Source organism: Gallicola sp. Sow4_E12 (assembly GCF_052116305.1).
In the GTDB taxonomy this organism is placed as follows: Bacteria; Bacillota; Clostridia; order Tissierellales; family Peptoniphilaceae; genus JBQKLI01.
This window is the reverse complement of the sequence record NZ_JBQKLI010000003.1, coordinates 43,895-62,911: the sequence shown is the minus strand read 5'-3', so window position 1 is coordinate 62,911 and position 19,017 is coordinate 43,895. Positions and strand designations below refer to the sequence as shown.

General features: G+C 37.6%; 18 protein-coding genes. 1 reads left to right on the top strand and 17 read right to left on the bottom strand.

The features are described 5' to 3' along the window. Positions 1-70: 70 nt before the first annotated feature. From ACTQ46_RS02515 to ACTQ46_RS02495, 5 genes are all read right to left on the bottom strand, one after another. Positions 71-1,867, bottom strand: coding sequence for an ABC transporter ATP-binding protein (locus ACTQ46_RS02515; protein ID WP_441747307.1), 1,797 nt, complete (start codon positions 1,865-1,867; stop codon positions 71-73). Positions 1,868-1,996: 129 nt separating this feature from the next. Next, entirely contained in the window at positions 1,997-2,212 is a 216-nt protein-coding gene (locus ACTQ46_RS02510; RefSeq protein ID WP_441747306.1) for a PF20097 family protein, read from the bottom strand. 1 nt (position 2,213) lies between these two features. Then, on the bottom strand, positions 2,214-3,077 hold the full coding sequence (locus ACTQ46_RS02505) for an aminoglycoside 6-adenylyltransferase (RefSeq protein WP_441747305.1): 864 nt from the start codon (positions 3,075-3,077) through the stop codon (positions 2,214-2,216). After that, on the bottom strand, positions 3,071-3,667 hold the full coding sequence (locus ACTQ46_RS02500) for an NUDIX hydrolase (RefSeq protein ID WP_441747304.1): 597 nt from the start codon (positions 3,665-3,667) through the stop codon (positions 3,071-3,073). Before ACTQ46_RS02500 ends, ACTQ46_RS02505 begins: the two co-directional genes overlap by 7 nt. A gap of 14 nt (positions 3,668-3,681) precedes the next feature. Beyond that, complete coding sequence (locus ACTQ46_RS02495) at positions 3,682-5,151, bottom strand: carboxylesterase family protein (RefSeq protein WP_441747303.1); 1,470 nt, start codon at positions 5,149-5,151, stop codon at positions 3,682-3,684. A gap of 91 nt (positions 5,152-5,242) precedes the next feature. Between ACTQ46_RS02495 and ACTQ46_RS02490 the strand changes: the two genes are divergently transcribed. Beyond that, positions 5,243-5,776 (top strand): cell wall-binding repeat-containing protein, encoded by a 534-nt coding sequence (locus ACTQ46_RS02490; protein ID WP_441747302.1) that lies wholly within the window; start codon positions 5,243-5,245, stop codon positions 5,774-5,776. Between the two features lie 6 nt (positions 5,777-5,782). On the opposite strand, the gene ACTQ46_RS02485 is transcribed toward ACTQ46_RS02490, so the two are convergent. From ACTQ46_RS02485 to ade, 12 genes are all read right to left on the bottom strand, one after another. Next, positions 5,783-6,319: a flavodoxin domain-containing protein gene (locus ACTQ46_RS02485; RefSeq protein WP_441747301.1), complete on the bottom strand. Its 537-nt coding sequence runs from the start codon at positions 6,317-6,319 to the stop codon at positions 5,783-5,785. Positions 6,320-6,371: 52 nt separating this feature from the next. After that, complete coding sequence (locus tag ACTQ46_RS02480; protein WP_441747300.1) at positions 6,372-7,715, bottom strand: 8-oxoguanine deaminase; 1,344 nt, start codon at positions 7,713-7,715, stop codon at positions 6,372-6,374. Between the two features lie 348 nt (positions 7,716-8,063). After that, positions 8,064-10,652, bottom strand: coding sequence for an ATP-dependent chaperone ClpB (clpB, locus tag ACTQ46_RS02475; protein WP_441747299.1), 2,589 nt, complete (start codon positions 10,650-10,652; stop codon positions 8,064-8,066). A gap of 83 nt (positions 10,653-10,735) precedes the next feature. Further along, complete coding sequence (locus ACTQ46_RS02470) at positions 10,736-11,656, bottom strand: DnaJ C-terminal domain-containing protein (protein WP_441747298.1); 921 nt, start codon at positions 11,654-11,656, stop codon at positions 10,736-10,738. A 117-nt stretch (positions 11,657-11,773) separates the two neighbouring features. Then, a complete protein-coding gene (locus ACTQ46_RS02465) occupies positions 11,774-12,517 on the bottom strand; it encodes a transporter associated domain-containing protein (protein ID WP_441747297.1) in 744 nt (247 codons plus the stop codon). 93 nt (positions 12,518-12,610) lie between these two features. Beyond that, positions 12,611-12,958: a hypothetical protein gene (locus ACTQ46_RS02460; RefSeq protein WP_441747296.1), complete on the bottom strand. Its 348-nt coding sequence runs from the start codon at positions 12,956-12,958 to the stop codon at positions 12,611-12,613. Next, a complete protein-coding gene (locus tag ACTQ46_RS02455; RefSeq protein WP_441747295.1) occupies positions 12,946-13,122 on the bottom strand; it encodes a hypothetical protein in 177 nt (58 codons plus the stop codon). The genes ACTQ46_RS02460 and ACTQ46_RS02455 overlap by 13 nt, the downstream gene beginning before the upstream one ends. Positions 13,123-13,248: 126 nt before the next feature. Then, positions 13,249-14,424 carry a MalY/PatB family protein gene (locus ACTQ46_RS02450; protein WP_441747294.1) on the bottom strand — a complete coding sequence of 392 codons (1,176 nt, stop codon included), beginning with the start codon at positions 14,422-14,424 and terminating at the stop codon, positions 13,249-13,251. 8 nt (positions 14,425-14,432) lie between these two features. Further along, positions 14,433-15,572: a trans-sulfuration enzyme family protein gene (locus ACTQ46_RS02445; protein ID WP_441747293.1), complete on the bottom strand. Its 1,140-nt coding sequence runs from the start codon at positions 15,570-15,572 to the stop codon at positions 14,433-14,435. Between the two features lie 60 nt (positions 15,573-15,632). Then, positions 15,633-16,079 carry an RrF2 family transcriptional regulator gene (locus ACTQ46_RS02440; RefSeq protein ID WP_441747292.1) on the bottom strand — a complete coding sequence of 149 codons (447 nt, stop codon included), beginning with the start codon at positions 16,077-16,079 and terminating at the stop codon, positions 15,633-15,635. A 77-nt stretch (positions 16,080-16,156) separates the two neighbouring features. Further along, on the bottom strand, positions 16,157-17,089 hold the full coding sequence (cysK, locus tag ACTQ46_RS02435) for a cysteine synthase A (protein WP_441747291.1): 933 nt from the start codon (positions 17,087-17,089) through the stop codon (positions 16,157-16,159). 201 nt (positions 17,090-17,290) lie between these two features. Beyond that, a complete protein-coding gene (gene ade / locus ACTQ46_RS02430; protein ID WP_441747290.1) occupies positions 17,291-19,006 on the bottom strand; it encodes an adenine deaminase in 1,716 nt (571 codons plus the stop codon). Positions 19,007-19,017: the final 11 nt, after the last annotated feature.

Here is a 19,017-nt window from a genome sequence, read left to right as displayed (position 1 = left end):
TCTCTCACTCTTCTTTTTTAAGCTCTTTCACTCTTCTTCTTTAAGCTCTTTCACTCTTCTTCTTTAAGCTCTACCCTATCATGCTCAAGTCCATTGTGCTTAAGTTTCCTCCACCGGTATAGAGCTGATAATAGAGTCCTTCTTTCTCCATCAGTTCTTGATGGTTTCCTCTTTCCACGATTCCATCTGGTGTTAGTACTATAATTTTGTCTGCATTTTGAATAGTTGTCAGTCTATGGGCGATGGTTAATGTGGTCCTTCCTTCTGAAAGTTTTTCCAAAGATTCTTGGATAATTCGTTCACTTTTATTATCTAGGGCTGAGGTGGCTTCGTCGAGTATAAGTATCTCTGGATTTTTCAAAAAGACTCTGGCAATAGAGATACGCTGTTTTTGTCCTCCTGAAAGTTTTACTCCTCTCTCACCTACATAGGTGTCGAATCCCTGTGGAAGCTCCTGTATAAAAGAGTAGGCTCCCGCAAGCCTTGCAGCTTCCATAATCTCCTCTTTTGAAGCACCTGGTTTTCCGTATTCAATATTTTCATATACCGTTCCTGAAAATAGATAGACATCCTGCTGTACGATTCCGATATTTGAACGAAGGCTCTCCAGTGTCAGTTCTCTTACATCTTTCCCGTCTATAGTAATAGATCCTTCCGTTACATCATAGAACCTTGGAATTAAGTTGCAGATTGTAGTCTTTCCGCCGCCGCTGGGTCCGACGAGGGCTACTTTTTCCCCTGGAGAGATATCCAGATCAATATGGTCCAACACCTTCTCTCCTCCTGGATTATAACGGAAGGAAACATCTTGAAAGCGGATCTTTCCTTGTACTTTTTCTAATTCTTCTGCATCGGATATATTTGTAATCTCTACTTCTTCATCCATGATTTCCATAAACCGTTCCATACCAGTCATGCCTTTTTGGAACTGCTCCGTAAAATTTACGATTCTACGTACCGTATTGATTAAAAGGCTGACATACATAATATAGGCCACTAAGTCTCCTGGTGTGATCGAACCTCTCATCATGAAAATTCCGCCAAGACTCATCACTGCAAGATACATCAGTCCTTCAAAAAGTTTCGTAACAGACATAAACCCTGCCATGCTTTTATAGAATTCTCCTTTTATATCGAGAAATTTGTTGTTGCCTTTTTGGAATTTTTCAAGTTCTATATCTTCATTGGCAAAAGATTTAACTACGCGGATGCCCAACAGATTGTCTTCAATATCCGCATTCAGTTCTCCGATATGATTTCGCTGATCCTTGGAGCTTTTTCTCATATTCGTTCTAAATTTGCTGGAAAAATATATCATAAGGGGAATCAATGTGAATAAAATCAATGTCAACGGCACATTGATCCGAATTAATATAATAAAGGAGAAGATCATTTGAAGAGCACCTATAAAATACTCTTCCGGACAATGATGGGCAAATTCCGTAATATCGAATAAATCCGATGTAATTCTAGACATGATCTGCCCTACTTTATTTTCGTTATAGAAAGAGTCCGATAATTTTTGCAGATGGGTAAAAAGATCTCTTCTCATGTTGGTCTCGATTTTTGCTCCCATCATATGCCCTGTCATGGTCATATAATATCCTGCTACCATGTCGATTATTTTAAGCACCACAAAGAGAACAACCATTGTAGCGATAATTCTAGGGGTGATCAGATTAATATCTTCTAGGGCTAAGTTTGTCATATATCTTAATATCATCGGCAGAATAATTTCCGATGCTGTAGAAAGAGCCGCACAGAACAAATCCAAGAAAAATATAGATGAATATTCTTTAAAATAAGGAAATAGTCTGGCTAATAATTGTTCGTTATTGTAATTTCTGCTTTGAACTCCGTATTCCATTGAAACCTCCTTTATTCTTTTCAAGTGCTTAATCATAACAGTAATTCCAAGGAATTTCAAATATAAATTTCCTCTCGAAAAAACAGAGCAGACATATCTGCTCCGCCTCTTTTCATTTTTAGTTATAGCTTATATATCGATGATTATCTTGCTGCATTTTGGACAGTAAAAAGCTTTTGCCTTGTTGGAAAGACCCTTCGAGAGAATAAACCCTCCTGCTTTTTCTATCTGGACTTTATTCGCCATAGGTACAGACTTTCCTTTCGGCAGATAATAGACTTTGCGATTTGCTGCCGACTGAAGTGTTCCTTCTTCCATTCTTTCATTACAGTATCCGCATTTCATATTATACCTCCGTATATTTGCCCCAAATTTCCCGCAGCTTTTTAATAATATCCCGGTCTGCTTCTTTTGGATAAACATAATTTAATTTCTCTGCAACGACCAATCCCTCTTTTCTAAAAAGCATACAAAGCTGAAAAAGATTTGTCCATAGTTTGTCCCGATCCGGCTGAGGATAAATTTCCAAATATTTTTCATAATGGTCTTCTGTTAAATAGGTTTTAAAATGTTCATAGTGCTGGCCTACATTGACACCAAAATTATAATTGCATCCAATATAATAAGCTGTCATCTCATCTAAATATTTTTTTGCATCCATATAAATATTTGTAGAATAAAGAACCTTGTCATGATACAGCCCTTTTCCAATATTCAAAGCTGTCACAAAAAAATTGCTGCAGCAGTTTGTAAATTCTTCCCGACTTGGCTTATGCTGACGGTATGTTGCTTCAGAACGTTCTTCTTTTCCTTCTAAAAGCTCTTCCTTGTCTAAAAGGATCTTTGCAAGGCTGTCTTTATTGAGATATTCTTGCGCTTCATTGTAGAGTATAAATGTAATATCCAGTTTAGTAATATCATCCAATACTAAAATAAATCGGAGGGAATTCTGATAAAATTTCTTTAAAAACTGCATTCCTTCTTTTTTCTCAAGAACCAAAAGAGATCCGAAATATTCTTCGATTTTACTTGAATTCCTAAACTCTTTTAAATCCTCTACTCCGTAAATAATTACATAATCGTATAGTTCATCTTTTTTAATATTGGGATTGGTACGATCTCCTGTTTCGATCATACATTTGACGCCTTCATTTTCGATGGCAAATTCCATTAATTTTAAACGTAATTGATGTTCATTTGTATTTAACATGATTCAACCTCTAATCTTTTTATAAACCCATCCACTATTCTAGCTGTAAATCCCCATATTAAGGGATCTGTATCCAAATATAAAGGAACGGAATGTACATATTCTCCAAAGGGATAATCCTTTCCCGATGGAATTCGTTCATAAGGAAAATCATCCTGAAGCTGTATTCTCATAGGAGTATTGTAGTTCTTTGGCGGATTTTCTATAAAGTATTTTACAGGAACTGTAAAAATACTTTCTACCTCATCATTTTGCCGAAATTTATTCTGATCAAAATCTTCCGTTCTTCCTACAAAGGAACGAATCATCCTGTTGGATGCAACCAGATAATCCAGCTCTCCGAGAATCTTAATCTTTGACGGATCTATACCGATCTCTTCTTTTGTTTCTCGAATTGCCGCTTCTTCGTAGCTTTCTCCCGCTTCTACTCTTCCCCCCGGCAGGGATACTTCCCCAGGCTGTCTAATGTTTAAGGATCTTTTTTCAAAGAGAATCTCTTCCCTGCCTTCTTCTCCTACTAAAAGAATCAGCACTGCAAAGATCCCGGCATTGCCTAAAGGAACGGGTTTTCTATTTTTAAATTTAATCATATCTTCACCTAGTTCTATTTTAACATAGCCGATGTGTTGGAACAAACATTCGGATCGTGGGCTATTTTATAATAGCCTCCTGTTTTCCAAGAATCGATGATTTTCTTTGAAAAGTACAATTCTTTTTGTTTCTTTCCGATACTTAGATATGGAAAGTCCTCTTCCCAAGGATTCCACTTTAACTTTCCATCATAAACAAAATCGCCGATAATATTTTGAAAGTTCCGGCTGACGATGTCTCCATTTTTCTTATCCCAAGGCAAACGAAACTTCCCTCCCAAGATCCAGTCATAGGAGGAAAAGAGATAGTTAAGCTCCGAAGAATGATAAGCACCCATCAGCCCTAACAAAGGCAAGGTCCAGACATAATCGAAGCGATAGTACCACAAGGGATTTTTCTCAGAATATTTCTCTCCATACCAGATTCCGGGAATTCGGATCACTAAATCAGAATAATAATGATCTTTCCATCTTAAGCCGTACTTTTTCCAATAAAGTTTATTTCTTTCTTTACGGCTTCCTTCTTCCAATTTCTTTAAATAGCTTAATGTATCCTTTAAATTCCACTGATCTAATATATAAGGATATTTTATCGAGTCAATTTCCCCCTTTGTGCTGCCCATCAAGAGAGGAATTCTTTTTACGATATTATCGATGGCTTGGATAGGAGGTTCTTTTATATAATAATTATCTATTGCCAGCTGATAGGTATTGATTCCATATCCCGTCTTTTTCGAAAAAGGCATCTGGCTGTCTGCAATCTGCCTTTGTGTTAAATTCCTGAGCTCTTCTTTTGTCGTAATATTCATATATTCAAGATACTTCCTGCCGACTTCTTCAGAGGCTTCACAAGTATGTATCCCTGTGGGGACTCCGCTTAAAATAACAGCTTTATAAATATATTTATTGATTTCTTCAACCGTTAAAAGGGCAGAGACGATGGTTCCTCCTGCAGACTGCCCCGCTATAACAATCTTCTTCGGATCTCCGCCAAAAGCTTCTATATTATGATAAACCCAGCGTAAAGCTTCTGCCGCATCATAAAACCCTGGATTTCTTTTAAATTCTTCTCCTAAAAAAGAAAAATCCACGAATCCGAAGACACCTAGACGATAATTTATACTTACCATTACAAACTCTTCACGATCCACAAGAATCTCTCCGTCTAAATTCGGGTCTTGGCTGGATCCGGCTACAAAGGAACCTCCGTGTATAAAGAGAAAGACCGGCTTTTTCTTCCAGCCTTTTTTCGTCCATATGGTTAAGTTCAGGCAGTCTTCTCCTTTAGGATAGCCTCTTGTTTCCTGAGGGCAAATATTGCCCATTTCTTTCACTTCTTTTTCTCCTTGATACTCTTTCGGCAAAGGATAGTTCCATCTGTTTTTCCCTGCAGTAGACTCGGCATAAGGAATACTTCGAAAACAAGAAACTTCTTTTAATTCTGTTGTAAAAATTCCGTTTTGTGCTTTTACTGTCCAGTCCATATTACACCTCTATACTATTCTACCCATATTTCTCTCTAGATGTTATACTTAAAATATACGAATTGTTTACAAGATTAAGAAAGGAGAAATTATGAAAAGCCAAATAACGATTTCAAGTTTAGATTCCAATCCGGATCTATTAATGGGAACAATCGCAGCAGCTATGGAAGAGTCCCCTTTTTTCTATTCCGAAAAAGACACCCTGCCTTCTGAAGTGAACAAACTTATAGCGAAAAACGATATCGGCAAAGCTCTTCTTATAAGTACAGAAGATCATCTTTCTTCCGCTATCGAAAAACAGCTTAAAGGTAAAGGCATCGAGGTTGAATGGGTCAAAGGAAAGGACTGTTACGAACTGTCTGTTCTATTGGCAAAAAGATATTTCCCGGAGGCGTCGAAATTTATCATAATTAACCCTTCCTATGTGGAAGATTCCGTTAATGCTCCTATGCTTTCTTTAAACAAAAAAGCACCGATCCTTTTTACTAAAAAAGATTCAGTGCCTCCTGCTGTTGAAGAATATTTAAAAGAACGGTGTATTATAAATTTCCATTTTTTCGGAGATGAAAATGTATTATCCGAGGAACTCGCCGATAAACTTCACAAAATTTCAGAAACTCGTTAAGAAGTCCTATTTTGACAGGGCTTCTTTTATTTTTTCTAAATCCTCAAAATTCTTATAGTCGATGCTTTTATTATAACTGTCGATAATATCCTGATCCATTTCGCTTCTTTTCTCAATGGGCTTTTTCTTTAATGCAAAACAGAACCCCTTCATCATAAGACGATGAATAGTCGACATTCTATCATAGTCCATGGCTCCATTTAAATGAAAGATCTTGTCTTCACCGATAACTCTATTTCCAAGCTGGCTTTTCAGCTGCTTCATTCTGATTCTTACCGTTTCGGCATCCTCCGGATTGCCCATCCCAACTGTAATAATATAGACTTCCTTTTCCCCAGCTTTCTTTAAAAATTGAGATAGATCTTTGATCTTCCCTGCATAAAGTCCGCCGATATAGATAAAACGATCATAATCAGAATACCGATTAAAATCTTTTTGATTCTCAACCTTTATATCCGTCATCTGTCCTAATTTTTCAGCATAGGCTTTGCTTGTACCATAATAGCTTGCATATAGAATAATACTCTTTATGATGTTGTCCATCCTTTCCGCCTCTTATTATCCTTAATTAAAACAGTTCTTTATAAAGTTAATACTAAAGAGCGGTTAATAGTTTTTCTGCAGACAGAAACACTTTTTCGGTAATTTTCTCTTCGTCGATTTTTACAAGCCTTCCCTTTTCTACTACTACTTCGCCGTTAATCATAGAAATATCCACCTCTCCTGTATATCCCACTGTCCCCAAGAAGGATTTTGGATCCTCAAGGGCTCCTGCAAGACCCAGCTGGCTTTTTTGAATCATAAAGAGATCTGCTTTTTTACCGACTTCAATACTTCCGATATCCTCTCGGCCTAAAACTTTCGCTCCGCCTCTTGTGGCGATTTTTAAAATATCGTAACCTGTGGGTGCTTTTCCACTGGAATGAAGCCTATGAAGAAGGAAAGAAGCTCTAATTTCTTCCAAGAGATTTGAGCCGTCGTTGCTGGCACTTCCATCGACCCCCAACGCTACTGGAACACCCAGCTCCAGCATCTCAGAAATTCTCGCTACTCCAGAAGAGAGCTTCATATTCGATATCGGACAATGGCAGACTCCTGTCTTCGTCTGTGCGAGAACTTTCAATTCTTCCTCATTAAAATGAATCCCGTGGGCATACCAGACATCGCTTCCCAACCAGCCTAATGAATCCATATATTCTAAAGGCCTCATGCCGAACTTTTCTAAGGTGAATGTTTCTTCGTCCTTTGTTTCAGCTAAATGGGTATGAAGTCTTGCCCCATACTCTCTTGCAAGAAGGGCAGACTCCCTCATAAGATCTCCTGTTACACTAAAAGGCGAACAAGGCGCTAGAACAATTCCCTGCATATCGTTTTTATTATGATATTTCTCAATCAGTCTTTGGGAATCTTTTAAAATTTCGTCTACAGACTGAACGACAGTATCCGGAGGAAGTCCACCGTCTTTTACACTTAAGTCCATACTTCCTCTAGAAGCAGTAAACCGCATTCCAAGGTCCTTCGCCGCCTCAAACTGAGCTTCGATAAAGCCAACACCATCTTTTGGAAAAACATAATGATGATCGAAAGCAGTCGTACAGCCATGTTTCATCAACTCTCCCATCGCCGCAAGGGAGCTATTGTAAATCGTATCCCTCTCCAAATTTTTCCAAATCTCATACAAAGTTTTAAGCCATGGAAAAAGCTCCATGTTTTGAACTTGCGGAAGATTTCTAGTAAACATCTGATAAAAATGATGATGGGTATTCACAAGGCCGGGATAGAGTATTTTGTTTTTTCCATCAATCACTTCATCCCCTTCTAAACATTCGCCTATTTCCGTGATAATCCCTTCTTCAATTTTAATATCTATATTGTCAAACACTTGATCCTTGTCATCGCAGGTAACCACTGTAGAAATATTCTTAATAACTGTACTCATACTTCCCTCCTCGAAATAAATGATTATTATCTTCAGTATAAGACAGACTAAAAGGAAAAACAACTGCTTTTACAAAAGAACTAGAGGTAGAAAAGTGAAGAACATCTCTTTTCTTATGTATTACCAAATAAATCAGAAGAAACACGCACCCTGTTTCTACTTTCCCTATAATCTACTCCCTATAACCTATTTCCTACTTTACGCAACAAAAAAACCTCCCGACAAACGAGAGGTTTTATGGTAATTCAATATATTTAGAAACAGATTATGCTTAAGTCTTTCATGATACAAACGAAACACGCTTCTTGTTTCTACTTTCCCTATAACCTAGCCCCTAAATCCTATTTCCTACTTTTCACTGACACTAAACTTTAGCTGTCCATTTTCTGTTGTTATTTTTACAGTATCTTTTTCGCCGATTTCGCCTTTTAAGATCATTCGTCCAAGTTCTGTTTCTACATGTTTTTCAACATATCTTTTTACAGGTCTTGCACCGTACTGAACATTGTATGCTCTTGCTAAGATAAGCTCTTTTGCATCTTTTTCAAGTTCAATCTTAATTTGTCTTTCTTCAAGGCGGACTTGTATCATGTCGATATATTTGTCGATGATTTCATAGATTTGTTCTTCAGATAAAGGCTTAAACATTACGATATCATCCACTCTGTTTAAGAACTCTGGTTTGAAAGATCTTTTTAATTGTTCTTCAACCTGAACTCTTGCACTTTCTTCTATTTCTCCTTCTTCTGTAATTCCATCGATCAAGAATTGGGAGCCGATATTCGAAGTCATAATGATAATTGTATTTTTAAAGTCTACTGTTCTTCCTTGGTTGTCGGTTAAACGTCCATCATCCAGTACTTGAAGAAGAATGTTGAAGACATCGGGATGAGCTTTTTCGATTTCATCGAAAAGCACTACAGAATAAGGGTTTCTTCGTACAGCTTCTGTAAGCTGTCCTCCTTCTTCATAACCTACATATCCCGGTGCTGCTCCGATAAGTCTTGACACAGTGTATTTTTCCATATATTCACTCATATCAATACGGATCATATGCTTTTCATCATCAAACATAGTTTGAGTGATAGCCTTAGCAAGTTCTGTTTTACCAACTCCTGTAGGCCCTAAGAATATAAAGGATCCTATCGGCTGATTCATATCTTTAAGCCCAGATTTTGCACGGATAATCGCATCTGCTACTGCATCGACTGCTTCGTCTTGACCGATAACTCTTTTGTGAAGTGTTTCGTCCATGCGGAGAATTTTTTCTCTTTCTGTTTCCACAAGTTTTGTAACAGGGATCCCTGTCCACTTAGAAACAACTTCTGCGATTTCTTCTTCTGTAACCTCTTCTTTCAGCATAGAAGTTTCTTCTTGGCTTTTTTGTTCCGCTTCTTTTAATCTTCCTTCTAATTCAGGAAGTTTTCCGTATTTTAACTGGGAAAGTTTTTCAAAATCATAAGTTCTTTCCGCTTTTTCCATTTCGATCTTTATGCCGTCGATTTCAGATTTGATTTCTTTGACTGCATCGATACTTTCCTTTTGCTCTTTCCAAGTATTGTACTCTGCGTCATATTCATTTTTCAAATCTTGAAGATCTTTTTCAAGTTCCTCTAATCGTTTTTTGCTTAGCTCGTCTTCTTCTTTCTTAAGAGCTGCTCTTTCAATTTCCAGCTGAAGAATTCTTCTGTTTTTCTCGTCTAGCTCGCTTGGCATAGAGTCTATTTCAGTTCTTACCATAGCAGAAGCTTCGTCCATTAAGTCGATAGCTTTATCCGGCAAGAAACGGTCTGTTATATAGCGGTCTGAAAGTGTCGCTGCCGCAATAACTGCATTGTCGGAAATTCGGATTCCATGATGAATTTCATAACGCTCTTTAATTCCCCTTAAGATGGATATAGTATCTTCCACAGTCGGTTCTTGAACCATGACTTTTTGGAAACGTCTTTCTAAAGCTCCATCTTTCTCGATATATTGTCTGTATTCATCAAGAGTTGTCGCACCGATTGTATGAAGTTCTCCTCTTGCAAGCATTGGTTTTAACATATTGGATGCGTCCATCGCTCCATCTGTCTTTCCTGCACCTACTAAAGTATGAAGCTCGTCGATAAATAGGATAATACCGCCTTCAGACTCTTGAATTTCTTTTAATACGCCTTTTAATCGTTCTTCAAACTGTCCTCTAAACTTCGCACCGGCTAAAAGAGAACCCAAGTCTAACGCAAAGATTGTTTTGTCTTTTAAGTTATCCGGCACATCGTTTTTCACAATTCTTTGAGCTAAACCTTCTACTACTGCAGTTTTACCTACACCGGGCTCTCCGATAAGAACAGGGTTGTTTTTTGTTCTACGAGATAAAATTCGAATACAGTGCCTGATTTCTTCATCTCTTCCGATAACAGGATCGAGTTTTCCTTTTCTGGCTTCCTCCGTTAAATCTCTTCCGTATTTTTCCAAAGCTTCATAGGTGCTTTCTGGATCATCGGAATCCACTTTTTGATTTCCTCTTACTTTTTTCAACCCTTCTTTAAATCCTTTCAAACTGATACTGTATTTATCTAAAATATATTTAGATGGCACATTTTTTTCTTTTAATAAAGCCATATAGATATGCTCTACAGATACATACTCATCCCCCATAGCGTTCGCTTCATCTTCCGCTTTTAATAGTATTCTTTGGAAAACGGTAGAAGGGTAAATGTTACTGTTGCCGTCTTGGGAAGGCATTGCTTCCAAGCTTTTTCTTAATTCTTCTACATAAGCTTTTACATCAACATGTTCATGTGTTAATGATTTGTATATAACTCCTTCGATATCCGAAACAAGAGCGTATTGTAAATGGACATCATTTACATCTGGATTGCCGTTTTTAATGGCTATATTTTGTGCTTCTTGAATGGCTTCTATTGATTTTTTTGTAAATTTGTTTAAATCCATATATTATTCTCCTTTTATTTTAGACTTTCTCTGACTTTTAAATCAGTATACACCCTCGAAGGCTTACCTTCAAGGGTTATTTCTTATGATACAGTGTCCTGTAGCTTCTTGAATAGTTCTTCTTGTTCTTCCGTAATATGTTCCGGGTTTTGTATTTGAATTTCTAAAAACAAATCCCCTTGATTTTTCTTCATATCGCGGAATCCCTTCTTCGGAACTCTGATTCTCTTTCCGCTTTGTATTCCCTTAGGGATATTGACTTTAATTTTTCCTTCTAGAGTTTCTACGACTTTTTTTGATCCTAAAGCCGCTTCCCAAGGGTAAACAGCTGTGCTCTTTATAATATCTAATCCTTTTAACGTATTTTTTTCATCAATTACATTGATTTTTATTAATAGGTCGCCGGCTAATCCAAATTTTTCGCCTTTGATTTTTATTTTTTTGCCAGGTAGAATTCCTGCTGGAATTTTTAAAGGAACTGTCTTATTTTCGCCGTTGATATTAAGATTTAAATCTCTTGTACCTCCGTCATAAGCTTCCTTCAAACTAATGGATATCTCGGACTGATACTTTTGTCTAGGGCTTTGTTGTCTGCCATAGCCTGAAAATCCAGAACTTTGTCGATTTCTCCCTCCAAAAAAGGCATTGAAGAAATCTGAGAAGTCTGCTCCGCCCTCGGATCCAGTAGAGTAAGTATAACTATATCCCCCGTCTCCGCCAAAACCAAAATCGCTAAAATCATAACCATACTGATTTGGGTCGAAATTTTGACCTTGAGAGAAATTATAGCTGGAGCCGAAATTATCGTACTGTTCTCTTTTTTCTTTGTCAGACAACACTTCATAGGCTTCGCTTACTTCTTTAAATTTATTTGCAGCATCTTCATCATCTGGATGGAGATCCGGATGATATTTTTTCGCTAAAGAACGATATGCTTTTTTTATTTCGCTTTCCGAAGCCTTTTTATCGACTCCAAGAATCTCATAATAATCTTTATATTCCAAATTCTTCACCTCTTTTTTTGACTATCTTTGACCTACTTATAGTATACTCTCTTTTTCTATGGATTGCAATAGTATTTTTGACTTTTTTGTAATATTTTAATAAAAAAAGAAAAGGAATTAATCTTCCTTTTCTTTTTTTTGATTTTCTTGTGCTTCTAGTTCATAATCTTCAAGCAGTGCATCTTTTGCAGTTTTATGGCGGTTATACACTTCATCGATACTATCAGTATTATACTGATGTCCCATTTTCTCGATTTTTACCTTGCTGATTAAACCATCTTCCACCCGCTCTACGATCAGATAATAATCTTCCACTTTAAAAGTAGCCCCTTTTACAAGAGGGCGGTCGTATTTTTGCGAAAGCTCGAAGAGTAGACCAATAAGTGTTTTTTTATTTGTATGTAAGTCGATATGATATTGATCTTTCAGCCTTTCGATTGGCAAGTTTACAGAATAGATATTGTCGAAACGCGCCAGCATTTTACCATCATTTAGCAGCATCTTCATTAGAAGCAGGACAACGGCTATAGATAATGTTCCCATTAAAATATCGGTCATTGTTTCTGCATAAACCAGCATCTTACGAGCGATAACAAACAGAACCAATGTTAAGATCGCTTCATGGGAGTGGTTTAAAATCATAATTGCAAGCTCTATTCCTACAACAATCATCAATGTATGCTTTAAAAAGTCGTTGAATAGGGTATAGCTCAGCCCTTCTGGACTCGCAACAATCTGAACGATATATTTAAACAGATCTGGAAGACCTAGCAGAACCCCGAAAAGAACGATTGCAGCAATGATCGTTTCTAAAAGCGGTATGGATACTTGTAGATTTTGTAAGACTTTACGTATAAACATTTCGCACCTCCTAGGTACTAGTTTAGCATAAAGTTCACATTCTGAATATCTAATTTATGCAAATAAAAAAAGGGATTTCCTCCCTTTTTACTGTTAGACGATTCCTTCCTTTCCGCCTGCTTTTTCTTGTATTTCCTGAAAGCGATGTATCTTTATCATAACGAAGCGGGCTATGGGCTGTGCGATAAAGATTTCCACCTCGAAAGCAATGGCAAAATTTCTTGGCCATTTATAGAAAAAGTGATAGATCGGTTTTATGCTGATTTGTCCGCTTCCAATCCACGCTCCAGCTATAGTCATACAGATCGACATTAAAAAGACTGAACACAGTGTATTAATAATGATAGCTGCATTAAAGCTGTCCTTTGGACTAACAATTCTTTTTGTTAAAAAGTCAGCGAGACCGTGGGTGATCAAGACAAAGGCAATTACCGCAGCCATAAAACAGGAAGCAGGCTCATCACATCTTTCCATGCCTTCCATGAAAACCCGATTTCAAAGCAGGTAATTAACGGTGCGATAATATTTACAGATATCAGTGAAATAATCCCCATAAATACAGCCATTTCTTTCTTGTTTCTTGGTAATGTTAAATAGTATTCCATTCTTCTCTTCTTTGCATAAAAAAAGCGTAAAACCTCAAAGAAGTTCTACGCTGATCCATTATACGCGTTATTTGTTTTTTTGGCTTGCTCAGTTTATCAAAATCAAAAATATTTGTCAAAGGGATTTTAATATTTCGAAAACACTTCTTTCAGCTGATAAAGAGCTTTTTTTAAAGTTTCCCTAGGACAGGCGATATTGATTCTTTCATAGCCTTCCCCATCCGGTCCAAACATAGATCCGCTGTCAAGCCAAAGACCTGCTTCATTTACAATCAGCTCTTCTCTTTCTTCTTCCGTCAGATTATAGGCTTTGAAATCCAGCCATAAAAGATAAGTTCCTTCCGGCTCAATCAATGTGATTTTTGGAAGATGCTCTTTTAAAAAGGCTCTCGTATATTCGATATTTCCTGCTAAATACTCTTTTAATTCCTCCAGCCATTCTTCTCCGCCTTCATAGGCAGCCTGACAGGCAGCAAGCCCTATCTGATTGACTTGGCTGTACCCTGTTTGTGCAATGGCCTTTTTGACTTTTTCTCGAAGGACCGGGTTTTCGATAAAAATATTCGATATTTGAAGACCTGCTATGTTAAAGGTTTTGCTGGGAGCTGTACATGTTATCGTAATATCGGAAATTTCTTTGGATAAAGAAGCAAACACAGTATGCTGATGCCCAGGATAAACAAAATCGCTGTGAATCTCATCGCTTACAACGATCACCCCATGCTTTAGGCAGATCTCCCCGATCCTCTTAAGTTCATCTTTTTCCCAGACTCTCCCTACCGGATTGTGGGGGCTGCAGAATATAAAAAGTTTTACTTGTTCTTGAATAATCTTTTCTTCAAAATCTTCAAAATCTATTTCGTAACGATCTCCTGTTCTTATTAAAGGACTGTTTACAAGTTTTCTTTTGTTGTCGAGAATCGTTTCGCTGAAAGGATAATACACCGGCTGCTGGATAAGAACAGCGTCTCCTTCCTTTGTAAAGGCATGGATGGCAGCCGCGATAGCAAAGACAATTCCAGGGGTTTTAACCAGCCACTCTTCCTTCACTTTCCACCCAAACTTTTTTTCAAACCAGTTCTTTAACACTAGGAAATAATCTTCTTTTGAATCAGAATAGCCGAATATCCCGTGGTTTACGATTTCTGATAATCTCTCTAGTACGATATCTGGTGCTTTAAAATCCATATCCGCAATCCACAAAGGAAGAACCCCTTCCGGTTTTCCTCTTTCCGAAGCGAAATCGTATTTCAAACAATTTGTTCCTTTTCTGTCTATAATTTCATCAAAATTATATTTCATAGCCACCTCTATCTTATCGCTTGTTCCAAATCCGCTATCAAGTCTTCTACATTTTCAATTCCTATCGAAAGCCTTAAAAAGTCTTCTGTTATTCCTAAGCGCTCTCTTGTCTCGACAGGTACATCTCCATGGGTCTGAAGCATCGGATAAGTGAATAAGGTTTCTACTCCCCCAAGGCTTTCTGCATAGGTAATAATATTTACTCTTTCAAGCATCTGTTTTGCAGTCTCTGGCGAATCCACTTTGAAAGAAATCATAGAGCCCGCTCCTCGAGCTTGGCTTTTGTTCACTTCGTATCCCGGATGATCCTCTAATCCTGTATAATAAACTTTTTTTACCTTTTTCTGCTTTAAAAGCCACTGGACAATTTTAGCTGCATTTTCCTGCTGGCGTTCCATACGGACCGATAAAGTCTTGATGCCTCTTATTAAGAGAAAACTATCGAATGGAGAAAGACAGCAGCCGATGGTTTTATACAAGAACCGAATCTTCTCTGCCAAATCCTCTCTTGATGTACATAGGAAACCTGCTAAAGTATCATTATGGCCGCCTAAAAACTTCGTACCGCTATGGACAACAAGATCTGCGCCTAAATCTAAAGGGTTTTGAAAATAAGGTGATAAAAAGGTGTTGTCTGCTATAAATAAAAGATCTTTCTCTTTTGCAATTTCACCGATTTTTCTTAAATCTGTAACCGCCATCGTCGGATTGCTGGGGGTTTCAATATAAAGAGCTTTCGTGTTTTCTTTAATATTCTTCTTCACCTGTTCTATATCTGAAGTACCTATATAAGAAAACTCTAACCCTCTTTTTTCTCCCACAGTTTCAAAAATCCGTACAGATCCGCCATATAGATCCTCTGTACAGATGATATGATCGCCCTCTTCAAATAATTCAAGCAGAAGTCCCATCGCCGCCATCCCTGTAGAACAGGCTACCGTATCCACTGCATTTTCAAGACCGGAAACGATCTTTTCAAGTTCTGTCCGAGTCGGGTTTGATTCTCTTGTATAGTCATAACCTGTGGAATGTCCAAGACCTGGATGGTAGAAGGTTGCCGTCTGATAAATCGGAACGGTTACAGACCCATATGGATGTACTTCTTCTCCTTCTCTGTGAATGCATTTTGTTTCTATATGATGTCCCATAATAATCTCCTTTTTTATAAAAAAAGACTGTCCCGACGCATAAGACACGGGACAGTCTTTTTATATATAGTACATATTTTGACCATATTCCCTATAAGTGGAATATTCTTTTTCTAAATCGGCTAAAGTTAAATTCATCAAAAGCTCATCGAGCTCATTATTTACTTTGTCGATAATTTCATGTTGAAGTGTTTTTAAAATTCCGTAGGTTTTTCCGTCTTCGGGAATTTCTTCATCCTCTAAATGATATCCTCCATCGGTCGCTTCTATAATAGAGGCCGCTGTTATCTCTTCTGCTTTATGATTGAGGAGATAGCCTCCCTGAGGACCTTTGATACTCCTTACAATACCCGCCACTCTTAAACTGGCAAATATCTGTTCTAAATATTGCAGAGAGATCCGATTTCTTTCAGCAATGCTGCTTAAAGAAATCGGATCTTCTTTCGAACGGGAAGATAAGTCAATCAAAGCGATGATACCGTATCTGCTTTTTTTTGAAAATTTCATAATATACTCCTATTCCTATTCATACTGGTTTTTCTAAAGATAATCATATCATGAAAATTTCTTTTTTGTATATGTTCTTAATCCTCAAATAAAGGTGTGGAATAATAACGGTCGCCAGAATCTGGAAGAATAACAACAATTGTTTTTCCTTTATTTTCCGGTTTTTTCGCAATTTCTATTCCTGCCCATAATGCTGCACCAGAAGAAATTCCTGTTAAGATTCCTTCTTTTTTTGTAAGAAGCTTAGAAGTTTCAAAGGCATCTTCGTTTTCTACAGTAATGACTTCATCGTAGATGTCTTCATTTAATACTGTTGGAACAAAGCCCGCTCCGATTCCTTGAATCTTATGAGATCCAGATTCTCCTTTCGATAACACCGGGGAGTCTGTAGGTTCCACTGCGATAATTTTGATATCGGATTTTTTAGATTTTAAATACTCTCCAGTTCCTGTAATCGTTCCGCCTGTTCCGATTCCAGAAATAAAGTAATCTACCTCTCCCTCTGTATCTTCCCAAATCTCCGGTCCAGTTGCCGCTTTGTGAACTGCAGGGTTTGCAGGATTGTCGAATTGGGCTGGAATAAAGCTGTTTTCTGTCTCTTTTTGAAGCTCTTCTGCTTTTGCAATAGCTCCTTTCATTCCTTTATCCCCTGGAGTCAATACAACTTCGGCTCCGTAGGCTTTTAATATATTTCTTCTTTCAACACTCATTGTTTCAGGCATTGTAAGGATAACACGATATCCTTTGCTGGCTCCGACTGCTGCAAGTCCGATTCCGGTATTTCCTGAAGTCGGCTCAATAAGCACAGCACCTTCTTTTATTTTGCCAGATTTTTCCGCCTCTTCGATCATAGATTTTACAATACGATCCTTCACACTGCCTGCTGGATTTAAATATTCTAATTTTACTAGAACACGGGCCTCTAAACCTAATTCTTCCTCTAAATTGCTTAACTCTACAATTGGTGTATTTCCGATTAGTTCTGTAACATTTTTATATACTTTACCCATTCTTATTCCCTACCTTTCCGCTCGTTTATATATGTTTTATTATGCAGGATGAACTCCTAGTTGTCAAGTATCCCTTAGAGATATAACCTATATATCCTACCTGATTAGTATGTATAATATCATTCCTTCTTATCTTTGTCAAATATTATATTCCCTTTTTGTTTTATTTTAAAAGGGAAACGTATATACGTTTCCCTTTCTTTATTCGAATAATGGTATTTCTTTGAAATGAAGGGTGTCAATAAGTCCCTTATCCGTTAACTTCACTTCAGGTATAACGGCCAAGCTCATAAATCCTAATGTCATAAAAGGCGCTACATCTTCGTTAATACCTAAATTTTTCGCAGCTTCAAACATTTTTTTCTGATTCTCTGCTGTTTCCACCACACTTAAGTCGCTCATTATTCCGCCGATTGGAAGAGGCATTTCAGCTAAAATTTCTCCCTTGGAAACAATGGCTTGTCCTCCGCCCATTTTCTCGATTTCCCGAATGGCTTGATACATATCCTCGTCATTATCCCCGATGCAAATCAGATTATGGCTGTCATGAGCTATGGTCTGGGCAACGGCACCGCCTGTAATTCCATACCCTTTTAAAATTCCTAAGGCTTTATTGCCGGTTGCATTATGGCGTTCAATAACAGCAACCTTAGAATATTCTTTCGAAGGAACGAAAATTTCTCCCGGTTCTCCAACATTTTCTTTCACAAGGGTTGTCGTAATGTTTTGAGAAACCAGCTCGATAATATTCGCTTTTTCTCCAGTGATTTTAATTTCTAAATCTTCTATTGTTAATTCAGGCAGACGAACTGTATTGCCTAATTCTTTGATATACTCTTTTCCTTTGAATATATTTTCTTTTAATTCTCCCTCAGAAACCTTCTTTTCGCCTTTAACAAAAAGATCCTGTATCTGAAAATCCTTTAGATTATCCACTGTAAAAAACGTAGCCTCATAGCCTGGAGCAATAGCTCCTTTATTGTTCAATCCATAAACAGATGCAGGATTAATGGTTGCCATCTTGATTCCATCGATAGGATCCAATCCTAAAGATACAGATTTTCGAATATTGTTGTCGATGCTTCCTTCTCTAATTAGATCTTCTGGGTCTCTATCGTCAGTACAAAAAACTATTCTGCTCAAATTCTCTTTGTTAACCACTGGAATCAATGCTTCAATATTTTTTGTAGCTGAACCTTCTCGAATCTGAACAATCATCCCTCGTCGGAGGCGTTCTTTCATCTCTTCTTCCGTTGAACATTCATGATCTGTTTTCACACCTGCTAAAATATAGGCATTTAGATCCTTCCCAACTAGCCCTGGGCCATGTCCGTCTATAATCTTTCCTTCTGCAAGCGCCGCTTTTTTAAGCACATCTTTATCTCCTGCAAGAAGACCTGGAAAATTCATCAGCTCTCCTAATCCTAATACCTTTTTATCCTCGATTAATTCTTCAAGCTCCTCCGCCCCAAGTACAGCTCCTGCTGTTTCGAAATCTCCTGAAGGAACACAGCTGGGAAGCATAAAATACATATCCACTGGAACATCCTTTGATTCTTCCAGCATAAATTTTATCCCTTCTATCCCTTTAACGTTTGCTATTTCATGAGGATCGGCAATGATTGTAGTCACTCCATGTTTTAACAAAATCTCCGAAAAAGCTTTCGGCGTTGTCATAGAAGATTCAATATGAACATGGCTGTCGATAAGACCCGGAACAACATATTTCCCCTCTAGGTCGATAACTTCTTCTCCTTCATAGTCGCCTAAACCTATAATTTTACCCTTGTCTACCGCGATTGAAATCTCTTCTATTTCTGAAGTAAAAACATTGACTACTTTTCCGTTCACATAAACTTTTTCGGCTTTTTCAAGCCCTCTTGCTTTTTGAATTTCTTCCTGCAGTCTTTTTTCCATATTCTCTCCTT